At 61.2% G+C, this 18,786-nt stretch carries 13 protein-coding genes and 2 pseudogenes; 5 read left to right on the forward strand and 10 right to left on the reverse strand.

Features of this window, described 5'->3' with window-relative positions; translation table 11 throughout:
• Window positions 1–22: 22 nt before the first annotated feature.
• Both GOB90_RS10275 and GOB90_RS10280 read right to left on the reverse strand, forming a co-directional pair.
• The gene (locus GOB90_RS10275; protein WP_146890954.1) at window positions 23–889 is read right to left on the reverse strand and encodes an oxygenase MpaB family protein; all 867 of its coding nucleotides are present in this window, start codon (window positions 887–889) and stop codon (window positions 23–25) included.
• 139 nt (window positions 890–1,028) lie between these two features.
• Window positions 1,029–2,423 carry a M20/M25/M40 family metallo-hydrolase gene (locus GOB90_RS10280; RefSeq protein WP_146890951.1) on the reverse strand — a complete coding sequence of 465 codons (1,395 nt, stop codon included), beginning with the start codon at window positions 2,421–2,423 and terminating at the stop codon, window positions 1,029–1,031.
• 189 nt (window positions 2,424–2,612) lie between these two features.
• Here GOB90_RS10280 and GOB90_RS10285 point away from each other — a divergent pair, with 189 nt between their 5' ends.
• Window positions 2,613–4,004 (forward strand): ABC transporter ATP-binding protein, encoded by a 1,392-nt coding sequence (locus tag GOB90_RS10285; RefSeq protein ID WP_146890948.1) that lies wholly within the window; start codon window positions 2,613–2,615, stop codon window positions 4,002–4,004.
• Window positions 4,005–4,228: 224 nt separating this feature from the next.
• On the opposite strand, the gene GOB90_RS10290 is transcribed toward GOB90_RS10285, so the two are convergent.
• The 4 genes from GOB90_RS10290 to GOB90_RS10305 all read right to left on the reverse strand — a co-directional run bounded on the left by GOB90_RS10290 (window position 4,229) and on the right by GOB90_RS10305 (window position 11,292).
• A complete protein-coding gene (locus tag GOB90_RS10290; RefSeq protein WP_146890944.1) occupies window positions 4,229–4,813 on the reverse strand; it encodes an HD domain-containing protein in 585 nt (194 codons plus the stop codon).
• 104 nt (window positions 4,814–4,917) lie between these two features.
• On the reverse strand, window positions 4,918–7,626 hold the full coding sequence (locus GOB90_RS10295) for a M16 family metallopeptidase (protein WP_146890940.1): 2,709 nt from the start codon (window positions 7,624–7,626) through the stop codon (window positions 4,918–4,920).
• Window positions 7,627–7,865: 239 nt separating this feature from the next.
• Window positions 7,866–8,690: an SDR family NAD(P)-dependent oxidoreductase gene (locus tag GOB90_RS10300; protein ID WP_146890937.1), complete on the reverse strand. Its 825-nt coding sequence runs from the start codon at window positions 8,688–8,690 to the stop codon at window positions 7,866–7,868.
• 88 nt (window positions 8,691–8,778) lie between these two features.
• On the reverse strand, window positions 8,779–11,292 hold the full coding sequence (locus GOB90_RS10305) for a DUF3772 domain-containing protein (RefSeq protein WP_261766000.1): 2,514 nt from the start codon (window positions 11,290–11,292) through the stop codon (window positions 8,779–8,781).
• 287 nt (window positions 11,293–11,579) lie between these two features.
• Between GOB90_RS10305 and GOB90_RS10310 the strand changes: the two genes are divergently transcribed.
• Window positions 11,580–13,529, forward strand: a complete 1,950-nt coding sequence (locus tag GOB90_RS10310; protein WP_173572036.1) for an OPT family oligopeptide transporter — start codon at window positions 11,580–11,582, stop codon at window positions 13,527–13,529.
• Here the strand turns inward: GOB90_RS10310 and GOB90_RS10315 are convergent.
• Together GOB90_RS10315 and GOB90_RS10320 are read right to left on the reverse strand one after the other, a co-directional pair.
• Window positions 13,501–14,019 carry a pilus assembly protein gene (locus GOB90_RS10315; protein ID WP_242011930.1) on the reverse strand — a complete coding sequence of 173 codons (519 nt, stop codon included), beginning with the start codon at window positions 14,017–14,019 and terminating at the stop codon, window positions 13,501–13,503. The two genes, GOB90_RS10310 and GOB90_RS10315, sit on opposite strands and share 29 nt — an antisense overlap.
• Window positions 14,020–14,168: 149 nt before the next feature.
• On the reverse strand, window positions 14,169–14,777 hold the full coding sequence (locus tag GOB90_RS10320; protein ID WP_146890934.1) for a TadE/TadG family type IV pilus assembly protein: 609 nt from the start codon (window positions 14,775–14,777) through the stop codon (window positions 14,169–14,171).
• 321 nt (window positions 14,778–15,098) lie between these two features.
• Between GOB90_RS10320 and GOB90_RS10325 the strand changes: the two genes are divergently transcribed.
• The 3 genes from GOB90_RS10325 to GOB90_RS10335 all read left to right on the forward strand — a co-directional run bounded on the left by GOB90_RS10325 (window position 15,099) and on the right by GOB90_RS10335 (window position 18,310).
• A complete protein-coding gene (locus tag GOB90_RS10325) occupies window positions 15,099–17,495 on the forward strand; it encodes a heavy metal translocating P-type ATPase (RefSeq protein ID WP_146890931.1) in 2,397 nt (798 codons plus the stop codon).
• A gap of 93 nt (window positions 17,496–17,588) precedes the next feature.
• The gene (locus tag GOB90_RS10330; protein WP_146890928.1) at window positions 17,589–17,795 is read left to right on the forward strand and encodes a heavy-metal-associated domain-containing protein; all 207 of its coding nucleotides are present in this window, start codon (window positions 17,589–17,591) and stop codon (window positions 17,793–17,795) included.
• Between the two features lie 233 nt (window positions 17,796–18,028).
• Window positions 18,029–18,310, forward strand: coding sequence for a hypothetical protein (locus tag GOB90_RS10335; protein ID WP_146890925.1), 282 nt, complete (start codon window positions 18,029–18,031; stop codon window positions 18,308–18,310).
• 4 nt (window positions 18,311–18,314) lie between these two features.
• Here the strand turns inward: GOB90_RS10335 and GOB90_RS10340 are convergent.
• Window positions 18,315–18,680 (reverse strand): annotated as a pseudogene (locus GOB90_RS10340) (HNH endonuclease); the annotation flags it as partial.
• Window positions 18,681–18,685: 5 nt separating this feature from the next.
• Window positions 18,686–18,786, reverse strand: a pseudogene (locus GOB90_RS19180) (IS5/IS1182 family transposase); the annotation flags it as partial.

Genomic DNA, 18,786 nt, shown 5'->3' on the forward strand with positions numbered 1-18,786 from the left:
CAGAGCCGCCTGACCGGGATTTTTACGAACGGAACGCCCAGCGGACGATCTCTGCCAGTCCGAGGGTGCCTGCCCGCATGAATGGTGTCCCGGGGCCCGGTTCGGGAAAGCCATGCATCTGTCGTGCCCATGGCGGAAGCAGATCGATCGCAGCCTGTGTCAGCAGGCGGTAAATATTCCTGTTTCCTGGAAATGAGGCCGGTTGCGTCAGCAGAATGCCGCATATCTCGCGGGTGCGTTCGTCGACGCTCAGCAGGCTCCGTGTTGCCTGCATTTGCCGGGATGCCGCCCGTTCGGTCAGGGGCACCGGGTCTGCGCCGAGCGCTGTTCCGATATAAGCTATTTCGCCAAAATAACGGTTACGCTCATGTTCCGGCATCAGCGGTTCGGCAAAGCGGCGCCAGCCTGCGAGAAAGCTGGTTGCTTCGGTGAGGTGGACCCATGCCAGCAGGGACGGGTCATCGGCACGATAGGACGTGCCGTCGGGCAGGATGCCGTGGATCGTGCTGTGAATCCGACGGACCCGTCCGATTGCGGCCAGCGCATCCTCACGATGACCGTAGGTGGTCTGCGCGATGAAACGTGCCGTGCGCCTCAGTCGCCCGTGCAGATCTTCGCGAAAGCGGGAATGATCCCACACGCCGGCGAGGACCGCGGGGTGCAGCATCTGCAGGAGCAGGGCTGCGATTCCGCCGGCCATCATGGAGACGACGTCGCCATGCACGCGACGAATGACGCTCCCGGGTGGAAACAGTCCGTCGGTCTGCCGGACAACCGGGGCTTCTCCCTGTGCCCGGTCGTTGAAAACGCCGGAAATCCGTTCGGCGAGCCGGCGCTTCAGCCAGATGCTGCCTGGTGGCGCGGGCAGACGGGGAAACGTGCCGGGCATAACAACTGGCGCTTTCTGGCTGTGGTTATCGGCGAACCGGATGACAGGCTATCATATATCCTGCGTAAGGCGCTCTTTTTGTCATCGGGACACGCCTCGATTGCGGCGGAGACCTGCTGCCCGGGGAAGCACCGGCGCTTTAATGCGACAGGGCCGGCAGCAGGGAGAGGTAAAAGTCGATGGCTGGCGGGATGCTGGCGACAGGGGTTCGTTCATTCAGACCGTGTGAGAAATCTTCGGAAGGCTTCAGGAAAATCGGGCTGACGGAATAGCTCGGGATGTGGTGGCTTCGGAACCACATGCTGTCGCTGGCGCCGGAGGTCATTCCGGGGAATACGGGCAGGCCGGGATGGATGGTGTGCATGGCTTGTTCGACAGCCTGGGTGAACTCCGGGCGCATGGGTGAGGCGTCGGTTTCGACAGAGCCCTGGGTAACATCGGAAAAGTGGACGTCCGGATCGGCAGCGGCTTTCCTGAGTTCGGCCATGATGGCGCTGCGCGGGAGGCCGGGGAAGATGCGGCAGTTGATGTTAGCGGACGCGCTTTGCGGGAGAGCATTGAGGGCGTGGCCGCCATTGATCATGGTGACGACGCAGGTGGTGCCAATTTTTCCGATCAGGGCCGGGTCGGCGCTGAGCGTGGCGATGGCGGTTTTGTCGGCGGGGTTTGTAGCGAAGGCGCGCATGGCGGCTGAGATTTTCGCGGGCTGGAACTGCGCAGCATGAATGAAATAGCTTTTGCTCAGCGCATTGAGTTCCGGTCTGAACTGATATTTCTGAATACGGAGCAGGGCTGCGGCAAGACGGTCTATGGCGTTATCGGCGCGAGGTTCCGAGGAGTGGCCGCCGGGGTTTGTGACGGTCATCCTGAAATCGGCGTAGGTTTTTTCGGCGCCCTCCCAGGAATAATAAGCGGGTTTGCCGGTTTTTTCGTCGAGGATGCCGACGCCCACGTCACCATTGAGGACGAGATCTGCGTCTGAAAGTTTGTCGGCAAGGATTTTGCCGGTTTCCATTGCTGTTTCCTCGTCGCCGGAGAGGGCGAGGACGATGTCGCGGCGAGGGGTATAGCCTTCGCGTTTCAGTTCGATCAGGGAAGCGATGACGAGGGCTGCATCGAGTTTCATATCGGTGGCGCCACGACCAAAGAGGTAGCCGTTTTCGACGACGGGGCTGAAGGGATCGCGCTGCCAGTCCGCGGGCTTCGCCTCGACGACATCCATATGGCCGGAGATGACGAGCGGTTTGAGGGACGGATCGGCGCCGGGCCAGCGTGCGATCATGTAAGCGGTGTCACCGAAAGGCGTAACGGTGATGTCTCCTGGCCTGAAGCCGCCTGCGATGAGGGCGGAACGAAAGAGTTCGGCAACCTGCGGGGTCTGGTTTCCGGGACCGGAGACGGAGCGGAAGGCGATGGCCTTTTCAGCGAGGCTCAGCGCTTGGGTTTCGGCCTGCGGATGCTGCGGCAGAGCATCGGCGCAGGCAACCGCCGGGGTGAAGGCTGTCAGGGCGAGCAGGATAAGCGCCTTACACATTGGCCGTTAATCTCCGTCTGTCATTCAGTTCGGTCTGGTAACATCCTGGCCACGGGAAGAACAGAGGCGCAGATGAGGCTTCCTTCCGGAGCGATGTGGCGATAGCGTGACCGGGTGTGTTGCTGATCTTCTTTCACATCCGGTGGAAAGGAGAGCCCTGTTCTGACCGAAGGCCTGATGCACCCTGTGATGCCGGATTCCTTTTCTGAACCTCCCTCCCCTCTGGCTGGCGCCGGATCGGCGGAAACGGGCGAACGGGAGACGCTGCTTTCGGTCCGGGACATCCGACAGTCCTATCATCGGGGTGGCAATGCGGATCTGCTGGTTCTGGATGACGTGTCGGTTGACATTGCGGCGGGTGAGATTGTCGGACTGCTGGGGCGATCGGGGTCGGGCAAGTCCATGCTGCTGCGGATCATGGCAGGCCTGGTGGCGCCGACATCGGGTGTGGTGACGTGGCGTGGCGAGGTGCTGCGCGGACCGGTGTCGGGGATTGCGATGGTGTTTCAGTCCAGCGCGCTGTTTCCCTGGCTGAGTGTGCAGGACAATGTCGAACTGGTTCTTGAGGCGCAGGGAATTGCGAGGAAAGAACGCGAGGCGCTGGCGCGGGAGGCGATCGATCTGATTGGTCTGGGCGGGCACGAAAAGGCGTGGCCGCGCGAGTTATCCGGCGGGATGGCGCAGCGGGCGGGGCTGGCGCGGGCATTGTCGGTTCGGCCGGATCTGCTGCTGATGGACGAGCCGTTTTCGTCTCTCGATGTGCTGACGGCGGAGAATTTGCGCACCGATTTGGTTGAATTGTGGTGCGAGCAGAAACTGCCGGTGAAATCGATGCTGATGGTGACGCACAGCATTGAGGAAGCTGTGCTGATGTGTGACCGGATTTTGCTGTTTACGGCCAATCCGGGGCGGGTGGAGCATGAGGTGCCTGTTTCCCTGCCCCATCCGCGTCATCGGGACGGCCTGGCATTTCGGGAACTGGTCGACCGGATTTACGGGCTGATGACGCGACGGGCACCGGTGCTGTCGGAGGCTGATCTGCCGGAGGGCGGCCTGTCCGCGCCGGCATCCGGTTCGGTTTATAGTGCGATTGCACCTGTGACGATCGGCAGCATGGTCGGACTGATCGAGGGTCTTGCGGCGCCACCACTGAACGGGCGGGCGGATCTGCCGTTGCTGGCGGAGAAGGCGCAGCTTGAGCTGGACGATCTGTTTCCGCTCGTGGAGGCATTGCAGCTTCTTGGATTTGCGGAGCTGGAAGACGGGGATATTCTTCTGACGGAAGAAGGCGCCCGTTTCTCGATGAGCGAATTTGATGAACGCAAGACGATTTTACGGCATGCGCTGTTGCAACAGGTTCCGCTGGCGAAAGCGATCTGCAATATCCTGGATGAGCGTCCGAACCACGTTGCTGATGCCGGGCGGTTTCGTGATGAGCTGTGTGAGGGGATGTCGCCCGGCTATGCGGCCCAGACTTTGCAGACGCTGGTGGGCTGGGCGCGTTATGCCGAGCTGTTTGATTTTGACGAGGACGCGGACCAGTTTTTCCTGGATGATGAGATCAGCCGCGCGGGGCTGTAAACAGGACCATCCGCGTGACCCTCCTCTGACCGGGATTTTCTGTTGCGGAGGATGGTTTTCGGGAATCTGAGAGTGTACCCGGGGAATTTTTCACAGACAGGCCGCCCGTGTTTCCGGGTATCCGCCGGAATCGTCTCGCGGGCCGCGATGTTCGAAGTTCGCGAGACTGTGTCAGAAGGGGCTGTGTCAGAACACGAAGTGAACCACTGAGAGAGAGAAACTTTTCAGGCCGTTCCTGACCGGGTGCAGGCTTCTTGCAGTGTTTTCACTGCAAAAGAAAGTTCGGCGGCTAATGTTCCCGGCAGGCGACGGGCATAAACGTCGGCCAGGGCGGTGTAATACCACAGAGTGCCGTCCTTGCCGCCGCGAAAGCGGGTGAAGACGTCATCGTCGACCTGGTGGTAGTCGGCGATGATGGTACGGACGTTGTGCAGCTTATCAGCGCAGGACACGAAAAGCGTATCGCTGTTCTTGTGTTCCAGCGCGGCGATATAGGTTTCCTTGCGTTCGCGCCATGGTGGTTTTGGAAGAGTCTCGGCATCTGTGCAGCCCTGCACGATGTCGGCGACGCGTGAGCCGAAGCGGTCGGCGATCATCTGGCGTGTAATGCCCTGATCTTCGATGGCATCATGCAGAGCGGCGGCGATGGCCTGGTCTTCGTCACCACCATATTCGAGAACGAGCCCGGTGACGGCGAGAAGATGCGCGATATAAGGGGTTCCCGCGCCCTTTCGTTCCTGTTCACCGTGCAGTGCTATGGCCCATCCGAGGGCATCGGTGAGACGGGTCCATCGCTTCTGGTCTGGCATTGTTATGTACTTTCAAAAGTTCTCTGTGCATGCCAGCATGGTTATGATTTTGATCATTACCGTACTCGCACCGCGAAAATATGGTGCCGGTCGTCTTTTTCAGATCACTGTTCAGGGACAGGGCCTTTGACGATTTCGGCGAGGTCGTCCGGGCGGACCCATTTGCGGAAGGCGGCCTGAACGTCTGCTGCTGTGGCTTTGTAGAATGCCTGAGCGGCGATGTCGGGGGTGTTGAGAGGCAGACCCAGGCGGATCAGGCGGAGATAGGTTCCGGCAATGCTGTCCAGGCTGGCGCGTTCAAGAGGTAGTCCGCGCAGAAGACCGGATTTGGCGATGGTGAGTTCATCATCGGTGACGGGGACATTCTGTATTGCGCGGATATCGCGAAGCGCGGCTTCACGCGCCAGGCTGACTTTGCCAGGGTCGGCGCCGTAGGAAACGGAATAGCCGCCGCGGGTGCGACCGACGGTGAACCCGCTGCTGACCGAGTAAACGTAACCGGTTTTAACCCGCAGATCGCGATACAGGCGTGAGGAGAAGCCGCCGCCGAGGATTTCGTCGCCAACCATCAGCACGTAACGGTCAGGATTGGCTGCGGTGAGACTGAGGCTTTCCGCCAGAGCCACGGTATCCTGGACGTTGCTTTTGTCCGGGACATGGGCGCGTGACGTCCTGCTGTCGGGACGGGCTGGCAGATCGACATCCGGCTTCGGGCCGCTGGCCTTCCAGTCGCCGAAGGTTTTCTCGACGGTGGCGCGGGCTTTTTCCGGTGTGATGTCACCGGTAATGACGATGGTGGTCATGTCCGGGCGCCAGACGGTGCTGAAATAGGCGTGGACATCGGCCAGCGACAGGGCAGCGATGGTCTGCGGCGTGGCCTGGCGCAGGGTGGGATCGTCCTTCGGGGAGATGGCGGTTTTGATGGCGCGACCGAAAAGATAGCCCGGGGACTGGAGTTCTCCGGCCTGGGCCTGCGCGGCCTGCATTTTCACGACCTGAAAGGCCTGTTCCGGAAAGGCCGGGTGCAGCTCGTTTTCCGCGAGAAGGGCCATGCCATCATCGAATTTCGCGGCGGGGATACTGAGAGAGAAACCTGTGCCGGCGCTTTCCCAGGCGGGAACGTCATCGAGGGCTTTATGGAAAGCCAGACGGTCGTGCTTCGTGGTGCCGTAGCTGAACAGATCCTCGGTGACGCCGGCCAGACCTTCTTTCCCTTTGGGGACCTGAAGATCAGGGTTGTTGCGGATCTCGCCGGCGACCTGAATGGTCTGGCTGACGTTTGACGGATGGACGATCAGGGTCAGGCCATTGGGGAGCGTCTGCACGGAAGGCAGCGCGACAGGCGGCGGCAGATCGAGTTTTGCCAGGGCTTCCGAGGCCCAGTCGGGCAGGGCCACGGGTTTATCCGGAGCGGAGGCGAAGGATTCCGCGCCGCCAAAGCCTTTGCCGCTCTGAGGTTTTCCGGACTCTTCCGGTGTCAGGATGGCGGTGATGGCACGGGACGGATCGAGAATACGGGCGGCGAGGTGGTTGACGTCATCAGGCGTAACGGCACGATAGGCTGCGGCGATGTCGTCCGGCGCGGACAGATTCTGGAAAGCGAGCGCCGTGGACCAGCTTTCGGCGAGACCGCTGATGGAATTGGCGGAGAAGCCAAGCTGGGCAACTTCTTTCGTTTTCGCGGCTTCGACGAGTTCGGCCGGGACGCCATGAACACGGATGTCGGCCAGAATGTCCTTCATGTCAGAAAGGGCTTTTGCGGAATTGCCGCCTTTCGGGAAAGCGGCGACAGCGATGCCCATGCCGGCGCGTTTGATCGGGCTGAACTCGAACCCGGCAAAGAGAGCTTTGCCGGCGGGAACAAGCTGGTAGAGAGCACCGCGCTGGCTGCCGAGGACATCTGACAGGATATCCGCCGTGGCAAATTCCTTCGAAGTCAGACCCGGCATCGGGTAGGCGATGGTGGCGATGCCGATGGGAAGATCAGTCGGAAATGACAGGGCCTGAGCCGGAGGTGGCGCCGGATTGACGGGCGCACGTTCGGGGAGGGCACGGCTCGGGATGGTGCCGAACGCCTGTTTTACCTTGTCGAGCGTGGCCTGCGGATCGACATCGCCCACGATCACGAGGATGGCGTTATTGGGAGCGTACCATTTCCCGTAAAAGCTCCGCAGCAGAGCGGCATCGGTTTTATCGAAGGACGGGCGCGTGCCGAGGGCATCGTGCTCGTAGGGCGTGCCTTTGTAAAGAATGGAGCGAAGCTGCGAGATGTAGCGATAAACCGGGCTTGAAAGATCTCGGGAGACTTCCTGCTCGATGGCGCCGCGTTCCTTGTCCCAGTCGGCTTCCGAAAGGGTGAGGCCGTTCATGCGCAGGGCTTCGATATGGAGCAGCAGGCCGAGGTCTTCGGCGGGGGCCGTATAAAAATACTGGGTGACGTCTTCGGTGGTATCGGCGTTGTAGCTGCCGCCGAGCCGGGCGGCCAGGGCGGCGAGCTGGTCTTTGTCGAGGCCTTTGCTGCCACGGAACATCATGTGTTCGAGTGCGTGGGCGGTTCCGGGAAAGCCGTCCGGGGCGTTGGCCGAGCCGACGAGGTAGTTGAGTTCGGTGGTGACGACGGGAGCCAGGCGGTTCTGCACGACGACGACGCGGAGGCCATTGGGCAGGGTCGCGCGGGTGACGTTACCGGCGGTGCTGGCGATGCGGGCCGGCTCCGGGGGGCGGGCCGTGGCGAGATGTGGTGTGAGAACTGTTCCGGCGAGAAGGCCCGCGCAGAGGAATGAGGAAAGAGTTTTCGGAAATCTGGAAATCATAATGTGTCTGGCGTCCCGCTGCCTTTGATTTTGAAAAGATCATGCAGGGTTGCATGGGAGATGTCACGGGCAGAGCCGCCCCGCAGAATCCGTGTCGTGGTCCGGAAGACATTTTCATGATCTTTTCGGAACGAGCTGCCGGTCCGGCTCCGCGCGTTTATTGACGTAATCCGGCTGAGAACCTGACGGGTATTTCGGATTCTGCTGACTGATGATCGGGTTTCTGTATGAATTCAGGTTTAACGCTGGCGACATTTCGCACGGTCTGAGCCGCGTCGACCAAACCAGGTCAGAACGGGGAGCGCCAGGCGGAGGAGTCCCGGGAACATCATGCAGAGACGACCGAAGAGGCCGTCTATGGCGGGCTCGAAGCGTTCCTGGCCGGGATGGCGCAGTGCTTTCATGACGGCGGCTGCAATGGTTTCCGGTTTTGCCGGAGGACTGACGAAGTTGAGAACGGAGCCGCCCCGGGCCATTTCGTCGCGCAGCATGGCGGTATCGACGGCGCCGGGGAAGATGGAGGACACGGCGATGCCGCTGGGTTTTGTTTCCAGTGTCAGGGACAGGGCGAAGCTGCGGAGCGCGGCTTTACTGGCGACATAAACGGCGCTGTTGGCGAGCGGGATGACGGCGGCGAGCGAGTTGATGAAGACGATGTGGCCGCCGCGCGGGATCAGGGGCAGGAGCTGTGAAGTCAGCAGGACGGGCGCGGTCAGATTTATGGCAATCTGCCGCTGGACATCCGCCGGCTGCATGGCGCTGACCGGACCGGGCGCAATGACACCGGCGCAATGGATGAGAACGCTGACGGGGCGACCATCGGCGACGAGTATGTGCGCAGCCCGGGCCAGGTCTTCGGCGTTGCTGAGATCACAGGCTATATGGCGGCTCTGTCCGGCCTGCGCGGGAGCGGTGCGGGACAGCGTGACCGTATCGAAGCCTTCACGAATCAGGGCGATAAGAATCATCCGACCGATTCCACCTGACCCGCCGGTGACGACCGCGAGTGGCGGCCGGCGGCCGGTGTGCGCTGATTCGCCCGCGAACGGCCCGGTCTTGCTCATCTGTTCCCTCACAGTCCGGTTTCTACACCGGGTGTGTCATGTGTTCTACCCCATGCTTCCCTTTCAGAATGTTTACGTAATCTCCCGATCAGCCGGTCGGAACGACGGTGGCGACGATGCCGTTCTCATGCAGCGCGGTCCAGAGGGCCAGGCGGACGGCGTTGGCGGCGGAATCCACGTTGCGGGGCGAAGATGTTTTCCCCGAGGCGGTCAGAGTGACGGTATCGGCCGCGATGGACGCGATCGTGACTGAAGGCGGCGGATCTTTGAGGAGGCCGGGCACGGTATCCATGGCTTTCGACATGACGCCGACGGCTTTTGTCAGATCGGTTCCGAGCGGCAGTCCGATCGAGACGGACATGGCGCCGGTCGGGTGTCCGAGCGTGACATTACGCACGGCGGAAGTAATGAACTGCGAATTCGGGACGATCATCGTCGAGCCGTCCGAGAGGCCGATATCGGTGGAGCGCACGCTGATACGACGGATATCGCCGGTGGTCCCGTTGATCTGGACGAGGTCTCCGATGGTGACGGGCCGTTCCGCGAGAAGAATGATGCCGGAGACGAAATTCTGCACGATGGATTGCAGGCCGAAGCCGATACCGACGGAAAGCGCGCTGACGACCCAGGTCATGCTGCTGACTGTGATGCCGATGGTTGACATGACCGTCAGGCAGATAAGAATCCAGGCGGCGTAAGTGAAGATGGTGACGATGGAGGTCTGGGAGCCGACATCCAGGTTTGTTGTCGGGAAAAGCCGGTTTCGCAGCCAGTTCTGTGTCAGGCGGATGAGGTAGTGACCGATAACGGGGATGGCGATGCATTTCAGGATGACATCGAAGGACAGGGTGACGCCGCCGATATGCTGACCGAAGACAACCTTTCCGATATTTCCCGATATGACGGAGAAATCGAAATCTCCGCCGGACTGGGCGACTGCGATCGCAACGAAAACCAGCAGGATGCTGAACAACCCGCTGATGACAGCGCAGCCCTGATCGACGAGCCGGGGTGAAATGCCTAGCCGCACAAATTGCATGCCGAGCCGGCCGGAACTGGTGAAGACGGTTGTCGCGAGATCGTTGACGAGAAGAAAGACCAGCGACAGGCCGAGGCCCGTGACGACCATGGAGCAGATCCATGACAGCGTCGTATAACCGAGCGGAATGTAGCCGATGAGGCTGACGACACCACAGAAGACCGAGATGAAGAAGGCCAGGATTCGGGCTGCCCTGCCAATTGTGCTTTGCAGAAGAGGGGTTTCGTCAGAGGCCGTGTCACGCTGACGGACGATCTGTCTGGGCGTTATGAACAGGAGTGGCGCGGCGATGAATACGAAGATGATGTCGGCGGTCTGAACACCGAACGGACCGAGGATGGTGCCGGTATCGACATATCGAAGGATGCCCCGGAGCAGGATGAGGAGCGCGAACCAGAGCGTGCAGGGCGTGAGGGCGCGGGCGGTCGCATCTCCGAGCGGCACAACGCGCCAGTCCGGGTTGCCGGCCGCCAGCATGGACGCGCCGGCCCCGAGCATGAATCCGACGAGCGGGATCTGGGAACCGACGAAGCCGGCGAGTTCGGCGAAGCTGCTGCCCTCCACATCGCTCGCGCCTGTGATGCCGAGCCAGAAGACAAGAGCTCCGGCGCCTGAGAATCCGGCACAGCAGGCGGAATAGAGCAGAACGGCGGCGATCCGGCGCACACGGCCATCCGGCAGAAGCCGGGCGGCCGCGCGACGCGCCTGTTTCAGCAGAAAAAACGGCGCTGCAAACAGGATTGCGGCCCCGAAAAAACAGATGAGCATGGTCGGAAGCCGCGAGCTTTCGGCTGTCGATGCGACGGTTTGCGCGGTTTCGCCGGCAAAGCCTCGGAGGCGGGCGATATTGGACGGGAATTCGGCGGAGAGATTGCTCCAGAAAGCGGGGGCCAGGGGGGATGGGAAGCGTTGCAGAAGCATCGCCTGCTGGACGGCGTTATTGCGCTGGCTCAGGACGAGAACGAGCTGATGGGCCTGAAGCGCGCAGAGGCGGGCTCGGGTCAGGCGGCCGCTCAGGTCATTCTGAGCTTTAAGCAGTCTGTCGCGCTGGGCCGTGAGTGTCGGCAGTTCGGGTGGCGCGCCTTTTGCCGGGGCCGGTCCCAGAACATCAAGCATTGTTTTGAAAATTTTCTCATATGGCTCCAGCCTGGCGACTATGTCGTCCGCTGTGTTCCCGGCGATCGTCGCACTCCGGGCGAGTTCCGCGACGTTTCCGGCACTATGCCCCTTCGACGGGTCGATACGGGTGCGGAAGACGTCTGTGATCGTTTTTTCGAGCGCATCAAGGGTGGCGTCCGGGGCAATGGTTGCAGGAACGGCGAATAGGGTATCCTGATTGCGCCCCTCCCCGCTCCAGGCGGGGGTGTCGTCTGCCGCGCGGGCAATCGTGGCTGTGGAGAACAGGCTCAGCCCCGTGAGGGAAGCGAGGAAAATTCCGGAGCCAGCCAGGCTGAAAATGAGCGTGACCAGGTAAACGAGGGTCCGGACCGGGGGCTTTTTCGCTTCAGGCGGTGCGGAGACAATCCGGGGATAGCGGGCTTCTGACGCGGGTGTTCCTGACACAAATCCTCCTGGCCGGATGCGGCCTGTATGGCGAAATTTCCATCGTCTGTCCGCATATTAACCCGCGAAGAGGCGCGGTGGTTTCCATCCCGGCCCGGAACTGACGTTTGCATATCGAACCAGTTCGGCCATCATGGGACATTATCGGGCAAAGCGTGCGTCGCGCCTTATGGCGGCGTGCCGCCCTACGTCAACCGGGGTCCGGCATGGGAGGACTGGTTGCTGAGTTGGGGTCGGCTCCGCTCATGCGCTGCTCTTTCCAGGTCTGCCCCTCGCAGGATCGCTTTATGCAGCAGCCCGCCTCGTCCCGCGAACTGACCGTTCGCGGTCTTATTATCGGTGCTCTCATCACCGTGGTGTTCACGGCTTCCAACACATATCTCGGGCTGAAGATCGGACTGACCTTTGCGTCTTCAATTCCGGCCGCGGTCATTTCGATGTCGGTTTTACGGTTGCTTGGCGGCGGAACGATACTTGAAAACAACATGGTGCAGAGCCAGGCCTCGGCTGCCGGGACGCTTTCCACTGTATTCGCGGTGTTTCCGGCGCTGATTCTGATCGGTCACTGGGCGAGGTTTCCTTATCTGGAAACTGTCGGGCTGACGGCGGCGGGTGGGATGGCGGGCGTGCTGTTCACGATTCCTCTCCGGCGGGCGCTGGTGAATGAAAGCACCCTGCCCTATCCGGAGGGCGTGGCGGCGGCGGAGATCCTGCGGGCGGGGCATGAACAGGCGAGCGATGGCGCGCGGAATGACGGCCTGATGACATTGCTGGCGGGCACGGTGATTTCGGCGGCATTTTCGTTTGCGAGTGGCGGTCTGCGGGTTCTCTCAGATGGAGCGGCTGTAGTTTTTTCGTCCGGTTCTTCCGTGTTTCGTCTGTCGACGGGGTTTTCGCTGGCGCTGCTGGGCGCGGGATATCTGGTCGGGATTGCGGGCGGGATGGCCATGCTGTTCGGCTATGTTTTGTCCTGGCTGATTGCCGTTCCCTGGCTGACGGCGATCACGCCGAACACGGATCATCTGGCACCGGGAGCGTTTGCAACCTGGGTCTGGCTGCACAAGGTCCGGTTTATCGGCGCGGGAGCGATTGCTCTCGCTTCGGTGTGGACGCTGGGCGAACTGGCCGGGCCGGTGATCCGGGGTGTAAAGGACGCTCTGGTTTCGCGGGTCGGGGTTTCGACGGATAACCGGGATCTTTCGCCACGGACGATCGGGCTGATCGGGGCGGCGCTGTTTGTTGTGGTCGCGGTATTTCTGACGGCGTTTCTGCTGCCGTTTACGTCCCATGTTCTGATACCCGTGCTGTTTGGCTCGGTGTTTATGTTTGTATTTGGATTTCTGACGGCGGCGGCCTGCGGTTATATGGCGGGGCTGGTCGGGTCATCGTCATCGCCTATTTCAGGCATTGTTCTGATTGCGACCATTCTGGTTTCGTCGTGTCTGCTCGGGCTGGAAGCTCTGGGGCTTCTGCCGGACGTATTCTCGGCGAACGGACATCATCTGGCGATTGCGTTCACGATCATCATTCTTTCGGCGATCGTGGCTTCGGCCGCGATTTCCAATGACAATCTTCAGGATCTGAAGACGGGCCAGCTTCTGGGGGCGTCGCCATGGAAGCAGGAAACGGTGCTGCTTGTCGGTTGTGGGATCGGAGCGCTGGTCATTCCGCCTGTCCTGAATCTTCTTTATCAGGCTTATGGCTTTACCGGGGCTTTGCCGCGCCCGGACATGGACCCGGCACGGGCACTGGCGGCGCCGCAGCCGGCGATTATTGCGATGGTGGCGTCAGGGATTTTTGAGCACAACCTGGACTGGACGCTGATTTCCATCGGATTTGCACTGGGGGCAGGTCTGATCGTGCTGGACCGGCAGATGAAGCGGCGCGGGCTGTCGCTTCCGCCGCTCGCGGTTGGAATCGGGCTTTATCTGCCTCCTGCGGTATCGACGACGCTCGCGGTGGGTGCGGGCATAGGCTGGTGGCTTCAGCGCGGTATGGGAAAGACTGAAAGTGAGGCGGGACCGGGGACGATGATTGCCTCGGGTCTGATTGTCGGGGAGAGCCTGATGGGGGTCGCTCTGGCGGCGATTTCCGGGATAAGCGGATCGGATAATGCGCTCTCGGTCGTAAGATCGGGCATCGCGCCGTGGGATACGATTCTGGGATGTCTGGCCTTTGTGGGTGTGTGCTGCTGGTTTGTGATGCGTGTCAGGAAGACGACGGGTAATTGCAGGTGACGTCGCTGCTGCCGGTGCCGATCGTCAGCGGGATGGAGGTGGACTGGCGCGGCACCATGTAGAGGCTTTCGTACATTGGGAGGTCGGGAATGGCAAAACCCGGGATGACGGTGCTGATGACGACAGGCGTATATGTGTACCAGCTTTCGCCGTAGATAAGGTAGCTGGTCGTGTCAGAATTCGTTGTGCTGGGCACGGTGACGGTTGAATTCAGGGCGCGCGGCGTCCGGTTCAGGCCGCAGCTCCAGACGACGGTGCCTGTCCCGCCGCTTCCTACTGATATTTCCGAAACGATGAGTTCCGCCGTGCTTGTCGAATAGGGATTCATGACGAGCAGCGTGGCGGCCAGCACGAGCGAGGCGTCATCGGTTGTCATGGTCTCGTACTGCGTTGTGAGATTTGCGACGGTATGTGACATGTCGGTCACTTTTCTCAGAACGATGACCGCGTCCTCAATTTCCGCGCCGCAGATGAACAGGCTGATAAGCAAAGGGGCTATCAGAGCAAATTCAATGGCCGAAACGCCGCTGACGCAGTTCAGGAAACGCCTATGGCGGCACGGGCCAGGGTGTGGCTCGTGCCGGGGGGGCTGACACGGAACTGCGCCAGGGACCGGGGAAGGCGGCTGATCGGGCTCCGTCACGAAGAAGGCTCATTTTTGATGACGACGGTCGATACGATCAGCCGGGTCTGATTGGCGCTTTCGGTGACCGGATTAAAGCCACCAAGCACGGCTACAATGGGCAGCATATAGATCATCTGCAGCACGACGATGTCACCGGGGCTTCCGGGATCGTAACTCCAGCTGTTCGAGACTACGCCGCTGCCATCGAATGTCAGTGTCGGAACTGCGGTGTTGACATCCGCAAAGCTGGCGACGGTTTGCGCGTTGATGAAGAGCGAGGAGCAGCTCATGTAAGCGGGCAGTCTTGCACAGGCCAGCGTTTTGAACGCTCCGGAATCAGTGGAGGCCGGAGCCTGTCCTGTGAGGATCAGCCGTGACATCTGGTCTGCCACGGCGTCGAGCGCATCCTGAGTAAAATAGATGATGCTCATCACCACTGAAGCATAAAGCAGCGTGATGAGCGGAAGAGCGATAAACGCGAATTCCAGTGCGGCGGCTCCCCGCCTGTCCGCGCGGAAGCCTGTGGCTTCGGCCCCGCGGCCTGCGCCGGAACGAGGCTCCCGTAGCCGGATCGACGGGCACCGTGTCGGAATCCTCTTAATTGTTCCCCCTTTTGCATTTATCCCTGGATATGATCATGCAGATCCGGGGCACGCATGGTCTGGTAATTATAATATGGAAAAGTATTGTGGCCGGACCTCGTTAACGGCACGTTTAAATATGAATTTGCTCGCCATCTTGCATGGGACGCGGACAGTTCCATTATCGGGGGGATCGGTTTTTTTGCCGTGATGCATGGACCGTCACGCTGCGTATGGGAACGGTGAAAAAACGGAGTGCGGACCGGCCTGTCTGGCGGACACGCTATCTGACGGATTTCAGGAAATAAATGTGCTGCTGAGTGGTCTGTGGACGGATCATTTTTCGGCTTTCGGGAGATGGTGATGCCTGCGTCGATCTCTTTACCTGTCGAAGGCATGACCTGCGCTGACTGCGCGGCGCGGATTGAAAAGGTTCTGAACCGGCTTCCCGGCATTACGGCGAACGTGAACTTTGCGTCCGGCAGGGCCTCTCTGGCGCTTGCCGGAGATCATGCTCCCGTTGCCGATATTGAAGCGACGATTGAGCGGGCGGGGTTCACGGTGCCCCATGAGCATGTGTCTCTGGCGATCGAGGGCATGACCTGCGCCGCCTGCGCGATACGGCTTGAAAAAATCCTGAACCGGCTCGACGGCGTGACGGCGCATGTGAGTTTCGCCGCAGCGCGGGCCACGGCGGATCTGACACCGGGACTGGCGGGTGTGGATGATCTGACAGCCGCGGTGAGCCGGGCGGGTTTTCGGGCGGGAGTGGCGGAGAGGGATGAGGCCGCCCGCCAGGAGCGACGTGCCGGTGAGCGACGCAGGCTCCGGCTGGAGCTGGTTGTCGGGATTGTGGCGACGTTACCTCTGCTTCTGGAGATGATCCCCACCGCCAGCCATGAACTGATGTTGCCGCGGTGGATGCAGCTTGTGCTGGCGAGCATCGTCCAGTTCGGTCCCGGGTTGAAATTCTACCGGGGCGCGTGGGCGGCGCTGCGGGGCGGTGGCGCGAACATGGACGTTCTGGTGGCGCTGGGCACGACGATCGCGTGGCTTTCCAGCGCGGTTGTGACGGTGTTCGGGCTGGATGCGCCGGTATGGTTTGAGTCCGGGGCGACGGTTCTGACGCTGGTGACGGCTGGACGGCTGATGGAGGCGAACGCGAAGGACCGGGCCGCCTCGGGCATTGCGCGGCTGGCGAAATTGCAGCCTCAGACAGCACATGTGGAGACGGCGGGCGAAGTTCGGGACCAGCCGGCGGCGGGTCTTGTTGTGGACGATGTCTTTGTGGTGCGGCCAGGCGAGGCCGTGCCGACGGACGGCGCGGTGCTGACGGGAGAGTCGGCGCTCGATGAAGCGATGCTGACCGGGGAAAGCATGCCGGTGCCGCGCGGCCCGGGGGATGCTGTGCGTGGCGGAACGATCAACGGGGATGGCGTTCTGCGGGTTCGGGCGACAGCGGTCGGAGCGGACACGGCGCTCGCCCGGATTACGCGGATGGTGGATGAAGCGGAGGGCTCGAAGGCACCGATCGAGCGGCTTGTGGATCGGGTTTCGGCGGTTTTCGTGCCGGTGATTCTGGGAATTGCGCTGCTGACACTGGGACTCGGGTGGGCGGTTTCGGGATCGTTTGAGTGGAGTCTGCTCAACGCGGTGGCGGTTCTGGTGGTGGCGTGTCCCTGTGCTCTGGGCCTGGCGACACCGACGGCCATCATGGTTGGCGCCGGGCGTGGAGCGGCGGCGGGGCTGCTGTTTCGCTCGGCGGAGGCGCTGGAACAGATGGGGCGCGTTTCCGTGTTACTGCTGGACAAGACGGGCACGCTGACGGAAGGGCGTCCGCAGGTTACCGGCGTCTTTCCTGTGGACGGGCTGACGCGGGGCGATGTTCTGGCGCTGGCTGCGGGCATGGAGGGAGACTCGACACATCCTCTGGCGAAGGCTGTGCGGCAGGCGGCGGCGGAAGCCGGTGTTGCGCCGGTTGCCGTGACAGAGGGACGGGCCGTTGCGGGGCATGGGCTGACGGCCATATCCGGGGGTGTACCGATGCGGCTGGGATCGGAGCGGTTTCTGGGAGTGACGCCTGACGGCCCGGCGGCGGAATCCGGTCTGCTCGGGGAAACGCTGATCGGGGTCGAGCAGGGCGGCGTGGTCGCGGGCTGGATTGCCGTGGCGGACAAAATCCGGGCGGATGCGGCGCAGGCTGTGGAATTGCTGAAGGATCTTGGCATTCGTCCGGTTATGGTCACGGGGGATTCCGAGGCGGCAGCGCGGCGGGTGGCGACAGCGGTCGGGATCACGGATGTCAGGGCGGGCGTGCTTCCTGGCGACAAGGCGGCGGAGGTTGCTGAAGCGAGGGCATCCACCGACGGGAGCGGGCTCGTCGGGATGGCGGGCGACGGGATCAACGACGCGCCGGCTCTGGCGGCGGCGGATGTTGGAATTGCGATGGGAAGCGGGACCGATGTGGCACTGGACACGGCGGCTGTGGTGCTGATGCGCTCGCAGCTTCTGGCTCCGGTGGATGCCGTCAGTCTGTCACGCGCCACATCGCGCAAGATCAGACAGAATCTGTTTTTCGCGTGTATTTATAATGGTCTTGGCGTTCCTCTGGCTGCATTCGGGGTGCTGTCGCCCATGTTGTCCGGAGCGGCTATGGCGATGAGTTCGGTGTCGGTGGTGAGCAATGCGCTATTGCTCAACCGGTGGAGACCGGTATCGCAGGATGTCCGGTCGGTTCCGATGATCGGGACTGGACAATAAGGTGATGCGGCGCGATGGTCGCGGCCTGTTGAAGACAGCGACCGCTCTGGTGACGGGACTGTTGCCGGGCTGCGCACGTTAAGGAGAAAAACGATGAAAACCGATACATTCCTTGTGCAGGGCATGACATGCGACGGGTGTGTCTCATCGATCAAACGTGCGCTTGAAGGTCTCTCCGGTGTAAAAGAAGCTCGTCCTTCCCTGGAGAAAGGCGAGGTTTCGGTTGATTATGATCCGTCACTGACCGGGGAGTCGGCTATCCGTCGTACGATTGAGGCGGCGGGCTTCGACGTCAACTGACGTTTTCGCTATCGGTCTGCATTTTGCTCCGGCTTTCCCTCCCCCTGCCCGGCTCTGGTTTCGGCCATGCAGGTGACACGCGGGGGGGCTTCCGGAGGCGGCCTTCATTGAGTCAACGGAACGTGGCAGATGAGGGTTTCGTTTCGTGGCGTATGTGTTGCGTTGTGTGATCAGGAATGAACGGGGTCGCGGTGTCTTATCCAGTTAAAACCGGAAATCAGGCTTGGGCGCGCATGGCTGTGCGGAGACTTGTGCCTCTGCTGGCGTTATGCGCCGCCGGTTGCTCGGCTGAGATGGGGCGGACGGTCAACGACACGGATATTTCGTGTCTGCGTAAGCAGATGGGGTCTGGGATTCACACATCTTTTCCGCTTGCGGCGAACACGTGTCAGCGGTGGACGAATCACAATCTGATTTTCAATCAGAAAACCGCGAAGCCGATGCCGCTCAATCTGAAGGGCGCGCCGGATCTGCAGGCACTGGCTGAAGAATACAGTTACACCTACACGAAATAAGGCATCAGGTTTCCAGTTCGACATCCCAGTAGAGGTAATCGCGCCAGCTTTCATGCAGATAGTTCGGCGGGAAAGCACGTCCGTTTTCCTGGAGTTCCCAGGTGGTTGGCTGTGCAGGACGACGGCGTGGAAACATGCGAATTTCCTGCGGCAGATGATCGGCTTTGAGAAGGTTGCAGGAGCCGCAGGCGGTGATGACATTATCCCAGCTTGTTTTTCCGCCTTTGCTGCGCGGGATGACGTGATCGAAGGTCAACTCATGCGTTGGCAGGTGGTCATTGCAGTACTGGCAGGAAAAATTATCGCGCAGGAAGACGTTGAACCGGGTGAAAGCGGGACGTCGCGCGGTCGGTACATATTCTCTGAGAGCCTGAATCAGAAAGCGGTTTGATTGATTTTTCGCAGAACTCTGCGGATATGGGCAATCATCAACCACGCGTGGGATGACGAGATTGTTGCCTCGACATCCTTCGTGA

This window comes from Acetobacter oeni, assembly GCF_011516825.1.
Taxonomy (GTDB): domain Bacteria; phylum Pseudomonadota; class Alphaproteobacteria; order Acetobacterales; family Acetobacteraceae; genus Acetobacter; species Acetobacter oeni.

Coding starts and splice junctions, on each gene's coding strand:
- GOB90_RS10275 (WP_146890954.1), bottom strand. CDS start 889: ATGCCCGGCACGTTTCCCCGTCTGCCCGCGCCACCAGGCAGCATCTGG.
- GOB90_RS10280 (WP_146890951.1), bottom strand. CDS start 2,423: ATGTGTAAGGCGCTTATCCTGCTCGCCCTGACAGCCTTCACCCCGGCG.
- GOB90_RS10285 (WP_146890948.1), top strand. CDS start 2,613: ATGCCGGATTCCTTTTCTGAACCTCCCTCCCCTCTGGCTGGCGCCGGA.
- GOB90_RS10290 (WP_146890944.1), bottom strand. CDS start 4,813: ATGCCAGACCAGAAGCGATGGACCCGTCTCACCGATGCCCTCGGATGG.
- GOB90_RS10295 (WP_146890940.1), bottom strand. CDS start 7,626: ATGATTTCCAGATTTCCGAAAACTCTTTCCTCATTCCTCTGCGCGGGC.
- GOB90_RS10300 (WP_146890937.1), bottom strand. CDS start 8,690: ATGAGCAAGACCGGGCCGTTCGCGGGCGAATCAGCGCACACCGGCCGC.
- GOB90_RS10310 (WP_173572036.1), top strand. CDS start 11,580: ATGCAGCAGCCCGCCTCGTCCCGCGAACTGACCGTTCGCGGTCTTATT.
- GOB90_RS10325 (WP_146890931.1), top strand. CDS start 15,099: ATGCCTGCGTCGATCTCTTTACCTGTCGAAGGCATGACCTGCGCTGAC.
- GOB90_RS10330 (WP_146890928.1), top strand. CDS start 17,589: ATGAAAACCGATACATTCCTTGTGCAGGGCATGACATGCGACGGGTGT.
- GOB90_RS10335 (WP_146890925.1), top strand. CDS start 18,029: ATGGCTGTGCGGAGACTTGTGCCTCTGCTGGCGTTATGCGCCGCCGGT.